We start from the raw sequence: 14,407 nt of genomic DNA on the forward strand, positions 1-14,407 counted from the left end.
CCTTTGGCTTCCTTCAGACTTGCAGTCACCCACAAAGCCCTTGCCATTAGCTAACACTTCCCCTTACCGGGTGTGTAGAGGACTTTCACCTCCAAGTAAGTGCACCCTGCCGGGCGCACCAATAAAAAAACCGCCTCAACGATAAGGCGGTTTTGGTTTTTATATCAATAAATATTACTATTCATCCGACTTCTTTTTGGTTCCAGACTTTTTAACCAAGTCTTCAATATTTTTTTCTGCAGTCTCAGCTACTTGATTGACAATGCGGCGCCCTTCTTTAAACATGTTTTGTCCTGTAGTAGACATTTCATGAACAACCTTAGAGAGCTTATCAGCATGAGCTGGGATTTTGTTTTCAGCATCTTCAAGCCAGCTCACTAAAGAACTGCGCACTTTTTCTAGATGCTTCTCAGTTTCATCCGCAGCCCCATCACCCAGCTCTTTCAAAACTGACTTCACTTTCTTTTGATAGGCGGCCGCACGTTTAGCAGCTTCCTTGGTAGCTTCTTCCTGCAAGTCTTTTAATTTAGCTAAATCATTTTTAGCGGCTGACTTGGCGCTGTCTAAGGCATTTTTCATGCCCCACTCAACCTCAGCCAAATGATGTTCACTCAATTTCTTGGCAGCCTCTAAAAGAGTATGCGAGTAATCAAAAAGCTCTTTAGCCTTTTCACGTTGCCATTTTTGTAATTCTTTAGCATCCATTTCTACGCTCCTATAAACAAGGGTTAATGAAACTTTGATGTTTAACTCTATACCGAATTTGTGTAACTGCCAATTCCCCCAATTTCAGGCATTAAAATACAGGGATGACTGAAAGACAATCTATTTATGAGGCCATTGGCGGCATCGATAAGGTCGATGAACTGGTGGATCGTTTTTACGATTTGATGGCTTTAGAGCCTATTTTTAGGGATTTGCGTGCAATGCATGCTCAGGATCTTTCCACCTCTCGCGAAAAGCTCAAATTTTTCCTCACTGGATGGATGGGCGGCCCCGATATCTACTCCCCTAAATATGGTCACCCAATGCTAAGGGCCCGCCATCTACCATTTAAGATTGGATTAAAAGAACGTAGTCAATGGCTAGCCTGTATGTATAAGGCCATAGAAGATTGTGGCATTGACGGTAGCACCGCCAAGCAATTAGAAGAGTCTTTTTTCAATACGGCCGACTGGATGAGAAATCAGCCGAACTAGTAATTAGGCCAACCAATATCCCGATAGTCTGTATGGGCTTACATATAAAGAGATGTATTTCATGTACTTGGATACACTTTGCAATAGGGCCACAACAACAAAGTAAATAATGATCGAAGGTTTTATGCAGCTTCTGAGCGACCCCAATGCTTGGATCGCTTTTTTAACGCTATCTACCCTGGAGATTATTCTAGGCATCGATAACATCATCTTCATTAGCGTTATCGCCAACAGACTTCCTTTAGAGATTCGCGAGAGGGTGCGTCGCTTTGGTCTGATTTTTGCCTTAGTCACTCGTATTCTTTTACTGCTTAGTCTTTCATGGGTCATGGGCCTTACCGAGCCACTCTTTAGCATTATCGAGAAATCCATTAGCGGTAGAGATTTAATCTTGCTACTGGGTGGCTTCTTCCTAATTTGGAAGGCCTCTAAAGAAATTTACGTAGAGGTAGAGGTAGGCGATCACGGTGATGAGCAAGGTGCATCTCATGGGAAAAAGAATGCAAAGTCAATGCTCTCTCTATTTATTGGCTCCGTTCTACAAATTGGCTTGCTAGATATTATTTTCTCTCTAGACAGTGTGATCACCGCTGTAGGTATGGTCGATCAAATTAGCATCATGATCGCAGCAGTTCTAGCATCTGTCATGATCATGTTAATTGCAGCAAAACCCATAGGAGATTTTGTACATCACCATCCCTCAATCAAAGTACTTGCCCTATCGTTTCTGACGGTTGTGGGTGTAGTGCTAATCGCCGAGGGTATGGGAGTGCATATTCCAAAAGGATATGTCTACGTCGCTATAGCGTTTTCACTGGCAGTCGAGCTTTTAAACATCCGCTCCCGGGAAAAGAAAAAGCAAACCAGATAGGGGCTGGTTTTTATACGGCCTGAGCACAAGCAAAACCACTTGCCCAGGCCCATTGGAAGTTATGTCCACCTAAGTGGCCAGTGACATCCACGCATTCGCCAATAAAGAATAATCCTGGGTGTTGGCGTGACATCATGGTTTGACCGTCAAGCTCCTTAGTATCAACGCCGCCCAGCATCACTTCAGCCTTTTTCCAACCCAAGGTGCCTGCTGGTTTTACTGACCAGTTCGTAATAAGCTCTTTGAGGGCCTGACGATCCTTTTTAGAAACTTCTACCCATTTACGACCAGTTAAGCCTTTTTGATCTGCAAATGCTTTGGCTAAACGCTGAGGCAGGACTGAGGCCAAAATCGTTTCAGTTAATTTCAAACGATTCTCTTCGTTATTAAATAGCTCATCGCAATTAAATCCACCGGGACGCTCGATAGCGCCAAGCCAATCAATATGAATCGGCTCGCCCTCTTCCCAATAACTACTTGCCTGAAGAACTGCAGGACCAGAAAGTCCTTTATGGGTAAGTAGAAGATCCTCATTAAATCTACAAGCGCCATAACGATGGCCTTTTGAGCCTGAAGCGATTCTGACGGGGACGCTAAGGCCTGCTAAGTCGTTGAGATTACCAAAATTGTCTGCTGTAAAAGAAAGTGGCACTAGAGCAGGCCTTGGATCGATCACATTCAATGCAAACTGCTTAGCAATATCTAATGAATAAGCAGTGGCACCAATCGCAGGAACCGGTAAACCCCCGGTTGCCATGACTAGTGACTTTGATTTTTCAGTACCAGCACTGGTAACTATCTTCCATTGGTCACCCTCTTTCTCAATTGACTGAACCGTGACTGGATTTCGAATGGTCACATTTCCTTTGGCGCATTCTGCGAAGAGTAAATCAATGATTTGTTTAGCAGAGTCATCACAAAACAATTGGCCCTGGTGTTTCTCATGATAGTTAATCCCATAAGAAGCTACCAGCTTGATAAATTCCATTGAAGGGTATCTGGCAAGCGCACTTTTAACAAAATGCTGATTGCGGGAAAGGAAATTTGCTGGGCTACTATGAAGGTTAGTAAAGTTACAGCGACCACCTCCACTAATGCGAATCTTTTCACCTAAAACTTCTGCATGATCAAGGACAAGTACCTTCTTGCCCAACTGGCCAGCAACTCCAGCACAGAATAGACCTGCAGCACCACCACCAATAATGATGGCATCCCATACTTTACTCATGCTTACTCATAATTTACTCAAATCGATCAATGATGTCAGATGAGATATTGAGTTTTCTCATGTGAAGCTTGGTATAGGCTTGACGGAAGCTCTTGGTCATCGAAATCATGACTGATGCTGTCCATGCAAAGGAGAACATTCCAGAAAATGCGATGATGACTGCAAGCATCTTCCAGCCATCAGGAAGAATATCTTCCATAAAACCCATAGCAGTGTACGTGCTACCGCTAAATAAAATACTTTGACCCAATGCAGGCAGTAATTTGAATGTATATAGCGCAATACCCCAAATGAGTATTTCAGCGATGTGCGTCAAGAATAAGTAGAAGACGCTAATGTAAAAACAGAGAGCGACAGCAGAGTATTTCTTCTCAGCCAAGTACAGAAAGGTTTTTACTTCATACCGTTTGGCAATCTGGAGCAATAGGACACCATGGAAAACCATGACCAACAACAGCATGGCGCTACCCAAGATATAACCGGGAAGATCTATAGAGGTAGCAAGGCTAGTTTGCGTGGGATTCATGGTTTTGATTTTACAGGGGCTAGCATGCCTAGCCTAGCTGATACCACTCTTGAATGACCTGCCAAGCCTCCTCAGCCGTTTCTGAAAAGTGAATACTCTGCATATCCTCTTCGTCAATGACGCCAAACTCCACCATCCGCTTGAAGTTCAGCATCTCATTCCAATAGCTCTTATCTACCAATATCACCGGTATCCGAACAACCTTTTTAGTTTGAATTAAGGTTAAGACCTCAAACAGCTCATCAAAGGAGCCAAAGCCACCTGGATATGTGACGATTGCCCTAGCTCTTAACATAAAGTGCATCTTGCGTAGCGCAAAGTAGTGAAAACGAAAGCTGAGTCCTGGACTGATGTACTGATTGGGTTGCTGCTCTCTAGGAAGGCTAATATTAAAACCAATGGTTTTATCGCCCGCCTCGAATGCGCCACGATTGACGGCCTCCATAATGCCAGGGCCACCACCCGTGCAGATATGAAGCTTATTTGAATCGCTTTTTTGGGTGGCGTTGTAATGAGCTACTACTGAGCCGAACTGTCTTGCAGATTCGTAGTACTCGCTATGCAGTAAGGCCTTATTAGCAAACGCAATCTCTTCCGGGGTTTTGGCTCGCTGTTTCAACTCCATTGCCTGTTCATGACTCACAAAACGGGTTGAGCCAAAAACCGTAATCGTATGTTCAATGCCATGCTCTTTGAGCAATACTTCAGGTTTGAGCAACTCTAGTTCAAAGCGAATGCCCATCGTTTCTCTACGAGCCAAAAATGCTTCGTCGTCAAAAGCAAACTTATAAGACTCTGCGGAATCTTCTTCAGATACTTGATCGTGATGAAGATTCAAAAACTCAGTAATAGTCTGTGAGTTATGAACAGGGAGTTTTGGACTCATATTGCAACCCTCTTGGTGAATATGGAACCATCTTAACTCGCACCCTTAATTAGTGTTAATACCTAGTTAAACCAAGGATATCAGGCTCTAGGGATTGTTGGGATTTACCCAGCGCCTATCCCGAGTTAATATGGGCCTAATTTCAACTAAATCGAAGGAAAAGCAATGAGCAACCGTTCAATCATCATCATGGTACTAGTATTGGTTGGTGCCACAGCCTATTTACTCCTCAAAGGCGATGGCAACGTTGACATGGGCGGTGAAAAGCATGGTGCAGAAGCTGCACACATGGAAGACGCTAAGAAAGATGCTCCAGCAGCTCCAGTGGCTCCAGCTGCTGCTCCTGCGGCTGACGCTAAGAAGTAATTTCTTCTTTTGCATATAAAACCGCGGTTCTCCGCGGTTTTTTTATCTCCATATTTTGATGAAACCAATATTTTCATTAGTCATCTCAATTGCACTCCTGTGCCTGCCTCAGTTTGCTATTAGTCAATCATCTCCCGCTATGAAAACTATAGATTCCAAATCACTCCCCTCTTTTGCGCCAACTGGCACTCTACGTGTTGGCATTAATTTGGGCAACCCGATACTTGCAAGTGAAGATCCTGTCTCAAAAAATCTGTCTGGTGTGACGATTGACATCGCTAATGAAATTGGCAATCGGATTTCGTCACCAGTGAAACTCATTCCATTTAAAACTGCGAGCGCGACGGTTGATGCAGTAAAGACTGGGGATATCGACTTAGTATTTGTGGCAATCGATCCCGTTCGTGGCGCCGATATTAGCTATACACCAGCCTATATTCAAATTGAGGGGGCTTATATGGTGAAATCCGGCTCGCCCCTTAAGAGCAATGATGAAGTCGATGTTGTGGGAAATGAAATCGTGGTTGGCAAAGGAAGTGCCTACGATCTTTATCTAACGCGTGAGATTAAAAATGCCACCCTATTACGTGCAGCAAGCTCACAAACCGTCATTGACGATTTTATGGTTGGTAAAGGCAATGTGGCAGCTGGCGTAAAGCAACAACTTGAGAGTGATGCAAAGCGCTATGAAGGACTACGGATGCTGCCTGGACGTTTCATGGTGATTAATCAAGCGATTGGCATTCCAAAAGCTAGAAGCAACTATGAAAGTACAAATGCTTATTTGAGCAATGTCATCACAGAATTAAAGCAATCTGGATTTGTTGCTGAAGCTATGAAACGACACAATATCCAAGGTGCAAAAGTAGCCGAATAAATTAACATGGATTAATGGGTTAGCACTCAATTTAGTACGATACTGTGCTTATGGCTCTCCTTACCCCACTCAATATCCTCTCTCTTGCTGCGCGTCTAAAACGCAAACCTGCAGAACACAAAGGCAATGCGGGCAAAGTCGTTTTAATAGGTGGCGCCCCTGGCATGGCTGGCGCTCTTATTTTGGCAGGCAATGCTTGCTTACACCTAGGAGCCGGATGGACTATCTTAGAAATGTTAGACCCCGCCTCAGCACATGCTGATGCCAATCAACCAGAATTAATGGTTCATCTTGCTACTGAAAATATTCATGAAACGATCATTGCTTTTCAACCTGATGTCATTGCCATAGGACCCGGTCTAGGCAGGTCCACCTTTGCATATCTATGCCTGCAGACCTCTCTCTCATACCCCAATATTCCATTGGTCGTTGATGCAGATGCACTTAATCTGATCAGCGAGTCTGATGAGTTAATAGCCAGCTTACAGAAACGCAACTCCGATTTTCCTGGACTTACTGTTTTAACCCCTCACCCCGGCGAAGCAGCCAAGCTTTTAAAAACTACAACAGAGGTAGTTCAAGCCAATCGCATAAATGCAGTAGAAGAACTCATTGAGCTCACGCAATCGATTGTGGTTCTTAAGGGGCAACACACCCTGATTGCATCACCACATCACCAACCTGTTCAGTGCCTTGATGGCAACCCCGGTATGGGCACTGGTGGTATGGGAGATATTTTGACTGGAAGCATCGCCGCTATTGCCGCTCAAGGAGTCCAGCATCAGCTAGATCTATGGCAAGCCACTGGGATTGCGGTTGAACTCCATGCCAAAGCGGCAGATAGCCTGGTGAGCAAAGGAGTTGGTCCCATTGGTCTTACTCCTACCGAAACCATTTTAGAAATGCGGTCGCTCCTCAATAAACTGTTATAAATCGGTATGCATTCCGTAAGCGCAGCTCACCATCATCGACGCTACCTCTATGGCATTTTGATGGCCGGAGTAGGCTCTATGCTTTTCTCTGGAAAAGCTATTCTGGTCAAGTTAGCATTTGGGTACGGAGCGAACGCAGAAACCCTTTTAGCCCTACGTATGCTCATGGCGCTTCCCTTGTTTTGGGGAATCTTCTGGTGGGAATCTCACCGAAAAAAAATGAGCCCAATAACTTGGCTTGATCGCGGTAAATTATTTTTCCTCGGATTTTTGGGTTATTTCTTATCAAGCTATATAGACTTCTTAGGACTTCAATATATCTCGGTTGGCCTTGAGAGAATTGTTCTGTATCTCACGCCGACGATTGTTCTGGTGATCTCCTATTTTGCTTTAAAGAAACCTATCTCGCGCTTGCAGTGGTATGCGCTGATCATTGGCTACATTGGGGTTTTTATCGTCTTCATTCAAGATGCTAGCTCTACCGGGATGAGCGCTTGGTTAGGCATGGCACTTGTATTTGGAAGTGCCTGCTCATATGCAGCCTATATGATCGGCGCGGGCGAGATGGTGAAGCGTATTGGTAGCGTACGCTTGGTTGTCTATGCCAGCTCAGCTTCTGCCGTCTTGAGCATTACTCAGTCAACCATTCACAATCCAACGGCTATTTTTGAACAAGTAACGCAGATTTATTGGTTTAGTCTTCTGAATGCCAGTTTTTGCACCGTCATCCCCATGCTGTTAATCATGATTGCCATTAATCGCATAGGGTCACCTTTGGTAGCGCAAGCTGGAATGCTGGGCCCGGTATCAACCATCTTCATGGGATATTTAGTTTTGTCAGAGCCTGTTACCTGGACACAAATTAGCGGCATGACCTTGGTTATTGCAGCAATGTGGCTGTTGGTGCGCAACGATGCCCCAATAAAAAAGTCACCAGACCCCAAAAGATCTGATGACTTTGATAGTACTGAACCCCTTAATTAACAGGGACTGATTTATCTATCTTACTGAGCTGCTGCTTCGGCAGCTGCCTTAGCTTTCTTTTTAGATTTCTTTTTCGCTTTTTTCTCAGCCTTCTTTTCTTGCTTTGCTTTTTTCTTCGCCTTCTTCTCAGCAGATTTCTCGGCTGGAGTTGCAGCAGGTGCAGCAACTGGAGCTGCCGGAGTAGCTGTAGGTGCAGCAGCTGGCGCTGTTGCAGGAGCTGGGTCAGCAGCCATTACAGAAATTGGAGCAATTCCAATAGCAGCAGAAATAAGGGAGGCAAGGCTCAGGCGCGCAATACGTGAAATCATGAAATTCTCCAAGAAAGTTTGTGGATAATTTAATAATACTCAAAAAATTGATATTAATGCTTCATTTTTAAAAGGTTGGTTATGAGTAAATTCCCGAGCGACATCTTTACTGAACCTCAAGGCTATTCGGTCAATACCCTAGAACAGCTTGGGCCCTTGACTGGCATGGCTGGAATCTGGGAAGGCGTTCGTGGCTTGGATGTCAAACCCAAGGCTGAAGGCCCCAAGAAGCAGGCTTATGTAGAGCACATTGAACTTCAACCGATCGACCCTCAAACGAATGGTCCTCAATTGTTTTATGGCTTACGGTATCACACCCACATTACCAAGCCTGATCAAGTAAAGACCTATCACGATCAAGTAGGCTATTGGTTATGGGAACCCGCAACCGGTAGCGTGATTCATACCCTCTCCATACCCCGCGGCATGATCACCATGGCAAGCGGAAAAGCAGCACCAGATGCAAAACAATTTGAACTCAATGCTAAAGAGCATGATCCATCCGCAGGCATCTCATCTAACCCATTCTTAAATTACGCATTTAGAACGGTGGAGTTTCGTATTCAGGTTTCGATTCATGATGACGGCACTTGGTCTTATGAGCAAGACACCGTTATGAAGATTAAAGATCGGGCGGAGTTATTTCATCACGTTGATAACAATGTACTTCATAAGATTGGTGATGCCACCCCTAATCCATTAGCCAAATAAGTGGCTTCATAAATTTGAATTCTTTTTTTAGTTGTAATAAAGGCCATCATCTGATGGCCTTTATTATTTAGTACTTCACTACCTAAATTGATTACGCAGGTTGTGCTTCAGTCTCGGTAATTTTTTCTAATGCTGTAGCGAGATGCCCAACTGTGCGATCAACGTTAGCCAACTTCTCCAAACCAAACAATCCAAGACGGAAGGTGCGGAAATCAGCTCGCTCATCACACTGCAAAGGAACGCCTGCAGCAGTTTGCATACCGAGCGCAATAAACTTCTTACCAGATTGAATATCAGGGTCCTTGGTATAGCTGACAACTACGCCAGGAGCTTGGAAGCCCTTGGCGGCTACAGAACTGTAACCTTTAGATATCAATAGATTACGCACTTTAGTGCCCAACTCCACCTGCTTGTCTTTTAACGCTGCAAAGCCGAGAGATTGCGTCTCTTTCATCACGTTGCGCAAAATCTTCAAGGCATCAGTAGGCATAGTCGTGTGATACACATGACCGCCCTTTTCGTAAGCTTCCATAATCTGCAACCACTTCTTCAAGTCCATAGAGAAGCTGCTACTTTGAGTTGCATCAATACGTTCACGTGCACGATCACCAAGAGCAATCAATGCGCAACATGGGGAACTACTCCAACCTTTTTGTGGTGCAGTAATAAGTACATCAACATTGCAAGCCTTCATATCAACCCACATTGCGCCAGAGGCAATGCAATCCAATACAAACAAACCATTTACAGAGCGAACTGCCTCGCCAACTGCTTTGAGGTAGTCATCTGGAAGAATGATGCCGGCAGAAGTTTCTACGTGCGGCGCAAAGACCACTGCAGGTTTTTCTTTCTTAATATAGGCCACCACTTCTTCAATGGGAGCCGGTGCAAATACACCCTGCACTGAATCCTCTAATTGATGACCCTTGATGACTGTTACATCTTTAGTGATGTGTGCCAAATCAAAAATTTGTGTCCAGCGATAGCTAAACCAGCCATTACGCAAAACTAAGCATTTCTCATTATTAGCAAATTGGCGGGCAACTGCTTCCATACCAAAAGTGCCGCTACCTGGAACGATGACTGCAGAGCTGGCGTTATACGCATCTTTGAGAACGCTAGAAATATCAACCATTACACACTTGAACTCTTCAGACATGTGATTTAAAGAGCGGTCGGTGTAAACAACCGAGAACTCCAATAAACCGTCTGGATCAACGTTGGGAAGTAAGCCTGGCATAGTAATTTCCTAGGAATATCAGTGATTAGCCCTAAATGATACCGATTTAAGACATTTTTGGGGGCTTAGGCCTAAAACCCCTCTCAAAAGGACATTTTTGCCTGTTTTACCGAAGTTACTTGCTTCGTTTGGAGGAGATCACAATACCTGCAACAATCAGCGCAAAGGCGAGGCCATGGAAAAGTTGTGGGGGCTCGCCCAACATGGCTGCCGATAAAAGCGCCGTAAATAAGGGTATGAAATTGGCAAAAAAGGCGGCGACCGTAGGCCCCGCTCCATTAACACCCAAGCCCCAGCAACGATAGGCAATCAGCGAAGGGCCAATAGCGACGAAGACAATTAAAGACGCAGTCCACCAATTAAGGTCAATAAAGGCCTGGCCTGCTGCGATTTCAAAGCTGTCGAAAAAACCTGTCCACAATAGACCGACCGTTACTTGCGCCATCAAAAATTCAGCCCATGGCCATTGACGTTCTGTGCTCGAGCCCGGACGACTTAACATCCAACTATAAGTAGCCCACAAGATTGTGGCCAACATGATTAAAAGGTCGCCCACCACCATTTCCATAGACAACAAGGCTGTCAGGTCACCTCGCGTGAGCACGATGCCAACACCTAGCAAACTCACCACCGCACCAATCATTTGTAAGAAGCTTGGCTTCACCTGATAAAACACTGCGCCAATAAATAGCATCCATATCGGCATGCTGGCACCAATCAAGGTGACATTAATGGCGGTGGAGGTTTGAAGCGCAAGATAGAGCAGCACGTTGTAGCTGCCCACGCCGAATAGACCCAAAAGTAGAAAACGTTTCTTGTTTCGCCACAAGGCGCTTCCTGGCGTAAAGACACGCCAACCTAAGGGCAACAAAAGCAAGGCGGCCAATCCCCAGCGTACTGCACTCAAAGTAATTGGGGAGATGCTACCAACCAATACACGCCCAGAAATAGCATTACCTGCCCATAAAGCCGTGGCAGCGAGCAGGTAGAAAATAGTGGAGTAATTCAGTTGTTGCATTCAGCAGCTTATTGGGGAAGTAGTTATTTGGGGTCCCCAAGCAAGGGATACCCTAGCATTGTAGAAACAAATCCCCGGTATTGCTAAGATAGAGCTTAAATTAAGCTTTTGCTCCAACAAAATAGCGTTAAACAGAAGGAATCATTGTGGCAATCATTACCAATATAGAAGACTTGCGGGTCCTCCATCAAAAACGCACCCCTAAGATGTTCTATGACTATGCTGATTCGGGTTCTTGGACTGAGTCAACCTACCGCGCTAATGAATCCGATTTTCAAAAGATTAAGCTTCGTCAGCGTGTAGCGGTAAACATGACCAACCGCACTACTAAGACAACTATGGTCGGCCAAGAAGTTGCTATGCCAGTTGCTCTTGCTCCTACTGGTCTCACCGGAATGCAACATGCTGATGGTGAAATTTTAGCGGCCAAAGCTGCCGAAAAGTTTGGTGTGCCATTCTGCCTCTCCACCATGAGTATTTGCTCGATTGAAGATGTGGCAGAGCGCACTACAAAACCATTTTGGTTTCAACTGTATGTCATGAAAGATCGCGGCTTTATTGAACGCCTGATTGAACGCGCTAAGGCAGCTAATTGTTCTGCGCTGGTGCTGACATTAGATTTACAAATCTTGGGTCAACGTCACAAGGATTTAAAAAACGGTCTCTCTGCCCCTCCTAAATTAACGATTGCCAATATGATCAATATGGCCACCAAGCCACGTTGGTGCATGGGAATGGCGATGACACCACGCAGAACGTTTCGCAATATTGTTGGGCACGCTACTGGTGTAGGCAATATGTCTTCCCTATCCTCTTGGACTGCTGAGCAATTTGATCCAGGCCTCAATTGGGGCGATGTGGAGTGGATTAAAAAACTCTGGGGTGGAAAGCTCATCATCAAAGGCATCTTAGATGAAGGCGATGCTCGCTTGGCAGCAGACTCTGGGGCGGATGCATTAATTGTTTCTAACCATGGCGGCCGTCAATTAGATGGCGCCATCTCTAGCATTAAAGCGTTGCCTGGAATTGTGGATGCAGTTGGTAAAGATATTGAAGTATGGATGGATGGCGGCATTCGCTCAGGTCAAGATGTTCTGAAAGCATGGGCCTTAGGCGCACGCGGTACGATGATCGGCCGCCCATTTCTTTATGGCTTAGGCGCCATGGGTGAGGCTGGTGTTACCAAGTGCTTAGAGATTATTCACAATGAGCTCGATATCACCATGGCATTTACAGGTCATCGCGATATTCATAATGTGACTAAAGATATTTTGTATCCGGGAACCTTTTAAATTTTGCATCTCTTAAATTACCCTCTTGCTGTTTTTGCAGTTTCATTCCTAGCCTTTGCTTTTTCTGTCTGGTTTGGGCACGCTGTACTGAGCCGTTATCGCACTAAAGATACCGAGACCTCTACTGATCTCGGCATCATTCAGACCGCCACCCTAACCTTACTTGCATTGATTATTGGGTTTACTTTCTCAATGGCTATTGATCGCCATGATCAGCGAGAGATATTTGAGGAAGGCGAAGCAAATGCCATTGGCACTGAATTCTTAAGGGCTGATATCTTGCCTCAGAAAGCATCAGCGGCAACAAAAGATTTACTCATGCAATATGTAGATCAACGTATTCTGTTTTACTCAAAGCAGCCTCCAGAAAAGATTCGAGAGATTCGCATTAAAACAGATCAACTACAAACTGCCCTTTGGAATGAAATCCTTCCCTCAGTTAAAACGCAAGCCACACCAGCCATGGCACTAGTTGCTTCAGGCATGAATGATGTTCTCAATTCCCAGGGTTATGTTCAGGCTGCTTGGTGGAACCGCATTCCCTTAACAGCTTGGGCATTGATGGCGGCAATCGCCATTTGCGCAAACCTACTTGTCGGATTTGGTGCGCGTAATTTTGAGAAGAATATTGGTCTATTCATGATCTTCCCATTCGTCATTTCCGTGTCCTTCTTTTTAATAGCCGATATTGATAGCCCCAGAGGCGGAGTCATTCGCATTGAAGCTAGGAACTTGGTGGCACTAAAAAATAATTTAACTCAACAGATGGATGCAAGTAGTCCATCTAGCGGCAGTAAATAAGCTTCAGCATAAAGGCGGTACAGATGAAACGTGTAGTCGATGTCTTTAAAAACCGCGGCCGCGAGCTAGTCTGGACCTATGTTATTCATCTTCAGAATGACCAAGAGTTTCATCCAGGGCAACTGGACTTTGAAGTTGAAGCCCTGAGACTTTCTCAAATAGATAAACGCGGAACAGTCAACGAACTTAGCGCCAGAGTAAGGCTGAATAACTGAGTTTTGACGGTCATAAGGGTGCGGGATGTCCCTGATATTCCTAATGTTAATGAGATTCATTATTATTTATGATGAATCCACTTAATTCTCAGCGCTCATGTCAAAGACCAAATACCACCCAGCCTCCATATTCTTCCATTGGTTTGTTTTCGTCCTGGTAATTGCTGCCTTTGTAGCTATTGAACTCAAAGGGCAATTTCCCAAAGGAAGTGAGCCTCGCGAGCTATGCAAAACGGTGCATGGCGTCATTGGACAGCTGATTTTTTTAGTAATGGCTCTGCGCTTGATAGTGCGCTTAACTTATGGCGCTCCTAAGCCTACAAATCCAAAACCTTTTCTTGCTTCATTAGCCACAGCAATGCATTGGCTACTCTATGCCATACTTTTGATATCCCCTATCTTTGGCCTACTGTACTTTCAATATGGTGGCAAAGAAATCCACTTCTTTGGCTTGGTGTGGCCTCAGTTCGTTACCCCCAATCCAGAGATGAAAAAATTGGTTGAGGGAATTCATGAATTTCTAGGAAATTCACTCTACTTTTTAATTGGTATCCATGCCTTGGCAGGCTTATGGCAACATTACGTCATAAGGGACGATACACTTCGTCGTATGTTGAATAAAGTATGTGCCCAAACTAAAGCTGGAGTAATGAATAAATGAAGCCACTCTCTAAAAAAGCCAAAATGGCAATAGGCTGGACAGTCTTAATGACTGTAGTGGGAACTGCAATGTTGCACCAGTGGCAATTTTTTGCAATAGGTTGCGCATCCCTTGTCATGCTGCTCATAGCTAATCAGTACGATCTTTTAAAAGATCCTGAAGAATCGAGTAGGGTGAGGGATTACTCCCTCAGCCCTCTCACACCACCGTACGTGCGGTTCCGCATACGGCGGTTCAAATAGCACGCTGAAGATTTTGGTAGGTTACTACCAAAGACACCAGCCCCAGTTGT

At 44.8% G+C, this 14,407-nt stretch carries 18 protein-coding genes; 11 read left to right on the forward strand and 7 right to left on the reverse strand.

Features of this window, described 5'->3' with window-relative positions:
- Positions 1–177: 177 nt before the first annotated feature.
- Positions 178–705 (reverse strand): phasin family protein, encoded by a 528-nt coding sequence (locus ICN36_RS11850; RefSeq protein ID WP_216228549.1) that lies wholly within the window; start codon positions 703–705, stop codon positions 178–180.
- Between the two features lie 104 nt (positions 706–809).
- Between ICN36_RS11850 and ICN36_RS11855 the strand changes: the two genes are divergently transcribed.
- Together ICN36_RS11855 and ICN36_RS11860 are read left to right on the forward strand one after the other, a co-directional pair.
- Positions 810–1,199: a group II truncated hemoglobin gene (locus ICN36_RS11855; protein ID WP_216228550.1), complete on the forward strand. Its 390-nt coding sequence runs from the start codon at positions 810–812 to the stop codon at positions 1,197–1,199.
- Between the two features lie 109 nt (positions 1,200–1,308).
- Positions 1,309–2,070: a TerC family protein gene (locus tag ICN36_RS11860; RefSeq protein WP_216228551.1), complete on the forward strand. Its 762-nt coding sequence runs from the start codon at positions 1,309–1,311 to the stop codon at positions 2,068–2,070.
- A 10-nt stretch (positions 2,071–2,080) separates the two neighbouring features.
- On the opposite strand, the gene ICN36_RS11865 is transcribed toward ICN36_RS11860, so the two are convergent.
- From ICN36_RS11865 to ICN36_RS11875, 3 genes are read right to left on the reverse strand one after another with little or no spacing between them, the layout of a single operon-like run.
- Positions 2,081–3,298 carry an aminoacetone oxidase family FAD-binding enzyme gene (locus ICN36_RS11865; protein ID WP_216228552.1) on the reverse strand — a complete coding sequence of 406 codons (1,218 nt, stop codon included), beginning with the start codon at positions 3,296–3,298 and terminating at the stop codon, positions 2,081–2,083.
- 13 nt (positions 3,299–3,311) lie between these two features.
- Positions 3,312–3,824: a hypothetical protein gene (locus ICN36_RS11870; RefSeq protein WP_216228553.1), complete on the reverse strand. Its 513-nt coding sequence runs from the start codon at positions 3,822–3,824 to the stop codon at positions 3,312–3,314.
- Positions 3,825–3,852: 28 nt separating this feature from the next.
- Positions 3,853–4,710, reverse strand: a complete 858-nt coding sequence (locus tag ICN36_RS11875) for an LOG family protein (protein WP_216228554.1) — start codon at positions 4,708–4,710, stop codon at positions 3,853–3,855.
- Positions 4,711–4,875: 165 nt separating this feature from the next.
- Between ICN36_RS11875 and ICN36_RS11880 the strand changes: the two genes are divergently transcribed.
- The 4 genes from ICN36_RS11880 (at position 4,876) to ICN36_RS11895 (ending at position 7,869) form a co-directional block, all read left to right on the forward strand.
- Entirely contained in the window at positions 4,876–5,076 is a 201-nt protein-coding gene (locus ICN36_RS11880) for a hypothetical protein (RefSeq protein ID WP_216228555.1), read from the forward strand.
- Positions 5,077–5,215: 139 nt separating this feature from the next.
- Complete coding sequence (locus ICN36_RS11885) at positions 5,216–5,953, forward strand: ABC transporter substrate-binding protein (RefSeq protein ID WP_216228556.1); 738 nt, start codon at positions 5,216–5,218, stop codon at positions 5,951–5,953.
- Positions 5,954–6,003: 50 nt separating this feature from the next.
- On the forward strand, positions 6,004–6,885 hold the full coding sequence (locus tag ICN36_RS11890) for an NAD(P)H-hydrate dehydratase (RefSeq protein ID WP_216228557.1): 882 nt from the start codon (positions 6,004–6,006) through the stop codon (positions 6,883–6,885).
- Positions 6,886–6,891: 6 nt separating this feature from the next.
- On the forward strand, positions 6,892–7,869 hold the full coding sequence (locus ICN36_RS11895; RefSeq protein WP_216228558.1) for a DMT family transporter: 978 nt from the start codon (positions 6,892–6,894) through the stop codon (positions 7,867–7,869).
- Between the two features lie 20 nt (positions 7,870–7,889).
- Here ICN36_RS11895 and ICN36_RS11900 read toward each other — a convergent pair whose 3' ends face one another.
- Complete coding sequence (locus ICN36_RS11900) at positions 7,890–8,177, reverse strand: protein tyrosine phosphatase (protein ID WP_216228559.1); 288 nt, start codon at positions 8,175–8,177, stop codon at positions 7,890–7,892.
- A gap of 81 nt (positions 8,178–8,258) precedes the next feature.
- On the opposite strand from ICN36_RS11900, the gene ICN36_RS11905 reads away from it, so the two are divergent.
- Positions 8,259–8,888: an FABP family protein gene (locus ICN36_RS11905; protein WP_216228560.1), complete on the forward strand. Its 630-nt coding sequence runs from the start codon at positions 8,259–8,261 to the stop codon at positions 8,886–8,888.
- A 91-nt stretch (positions 8,889–8,979) separates the two neighbouring features.
- Here ICN36_RS11905 and ICN36_RS11910 read toward each other — a convergent pair whose 3' ends face one another.
- On the reverse strand, positions 8,980–10,128 hold the full coding sequence (locus tag ICN36_RS11910) for an aminotransferase class V-fold PLP-dependent enzyme (RefSeq protein WP_216228561.1): 1,149 nt from the start codon (positions 10,126–10,128) through the stop codon (positions 8,980–8,982).
- A gap of 115 nt (positions 10,129–10,243) precedes the next feature.
- A complete protein-coding gene (locus ICN36_RS11915; RefSeq protein ID WP_216228562.1) occupies positions 10,244–11,146 on the reverse strand; it encodes a DMT family transporter in 903 nt (300 codons plus the stop codon).
- Between the two features lie 146 nt (positions 11,147–11,292).
- Here ICN36_RS11915 and ICN36_RS11920 point away from each other — a divergent pair, with 146 nt between their 5' ends.
- The 4 genes from ICN36_RS11920 to ICN36_RS11935 all read left to right on the forward strand — a co-directional run bounded on the left by ICN36_RS11920 (position 11,293) and on the right by ICN36_RS11935 (position 14,115).
- Complete coding sequence (locus ICN36_RS11920) at positions 11,293–12,438, forward strand: L-lactate dehydrogenase (RefSeq protein WP_216228563.1); 1,146 nt, start codon at positions 11,293–11,295, stop codon at positions 12,436–12,438.
- A 3-nt stretch (positions 12,439–12,441) separates the two neighbouring features.
- Positions 12,442–13,239 carry a hypothetical protein gene (locus ICN36_RS11925; RefSeq protein WP_255531328.1) on the forward strand — a complete coding sequence of 266 codons (798 nt, stop codon included), beginning with the start codon at positions 12,442–12,444 and terminating at the stop codon, positions 13,237–13,239.
- Positions 13,240–13,262: 23 nt separating this feature from the next.
- On the forward strand, positions 13,263–13,454 hold the full coding sequence (locus ICN36_RS11930) for a hypothetical protein (protein WP_216228564.1): 192 nt from the start codon (positions 13,263–13,265) through the stop codon (positions 13,452–13,454).
- Between the two features lie 97 nt (positions 13,455–13,551).
- The gene (locus ICN36_RS11935; protein ID WP_216228565.1) at positions 13,552–14,115 is read left to right on the forward strand and encodes a cytochrome b; all 564 of its coding nucleotides are present in this window, start codon (positions 13,552–13,554) and stop codon (positions 14,113–14,115) included.
- The last annotated feature ends 292 nt before the right edge of the window (positions 14,116–14,407 follow it).

The organism is Polynucleobacter sp. UK-Gri1-W3, assembly GCF_018881595.1.
Taxonomy (GTDB): domain Bacteria; phylum Pseudomonadota; class Gammaproteobacteria; order Burkholderiales; family Burkholderiaceae; genus Polynucleobacter.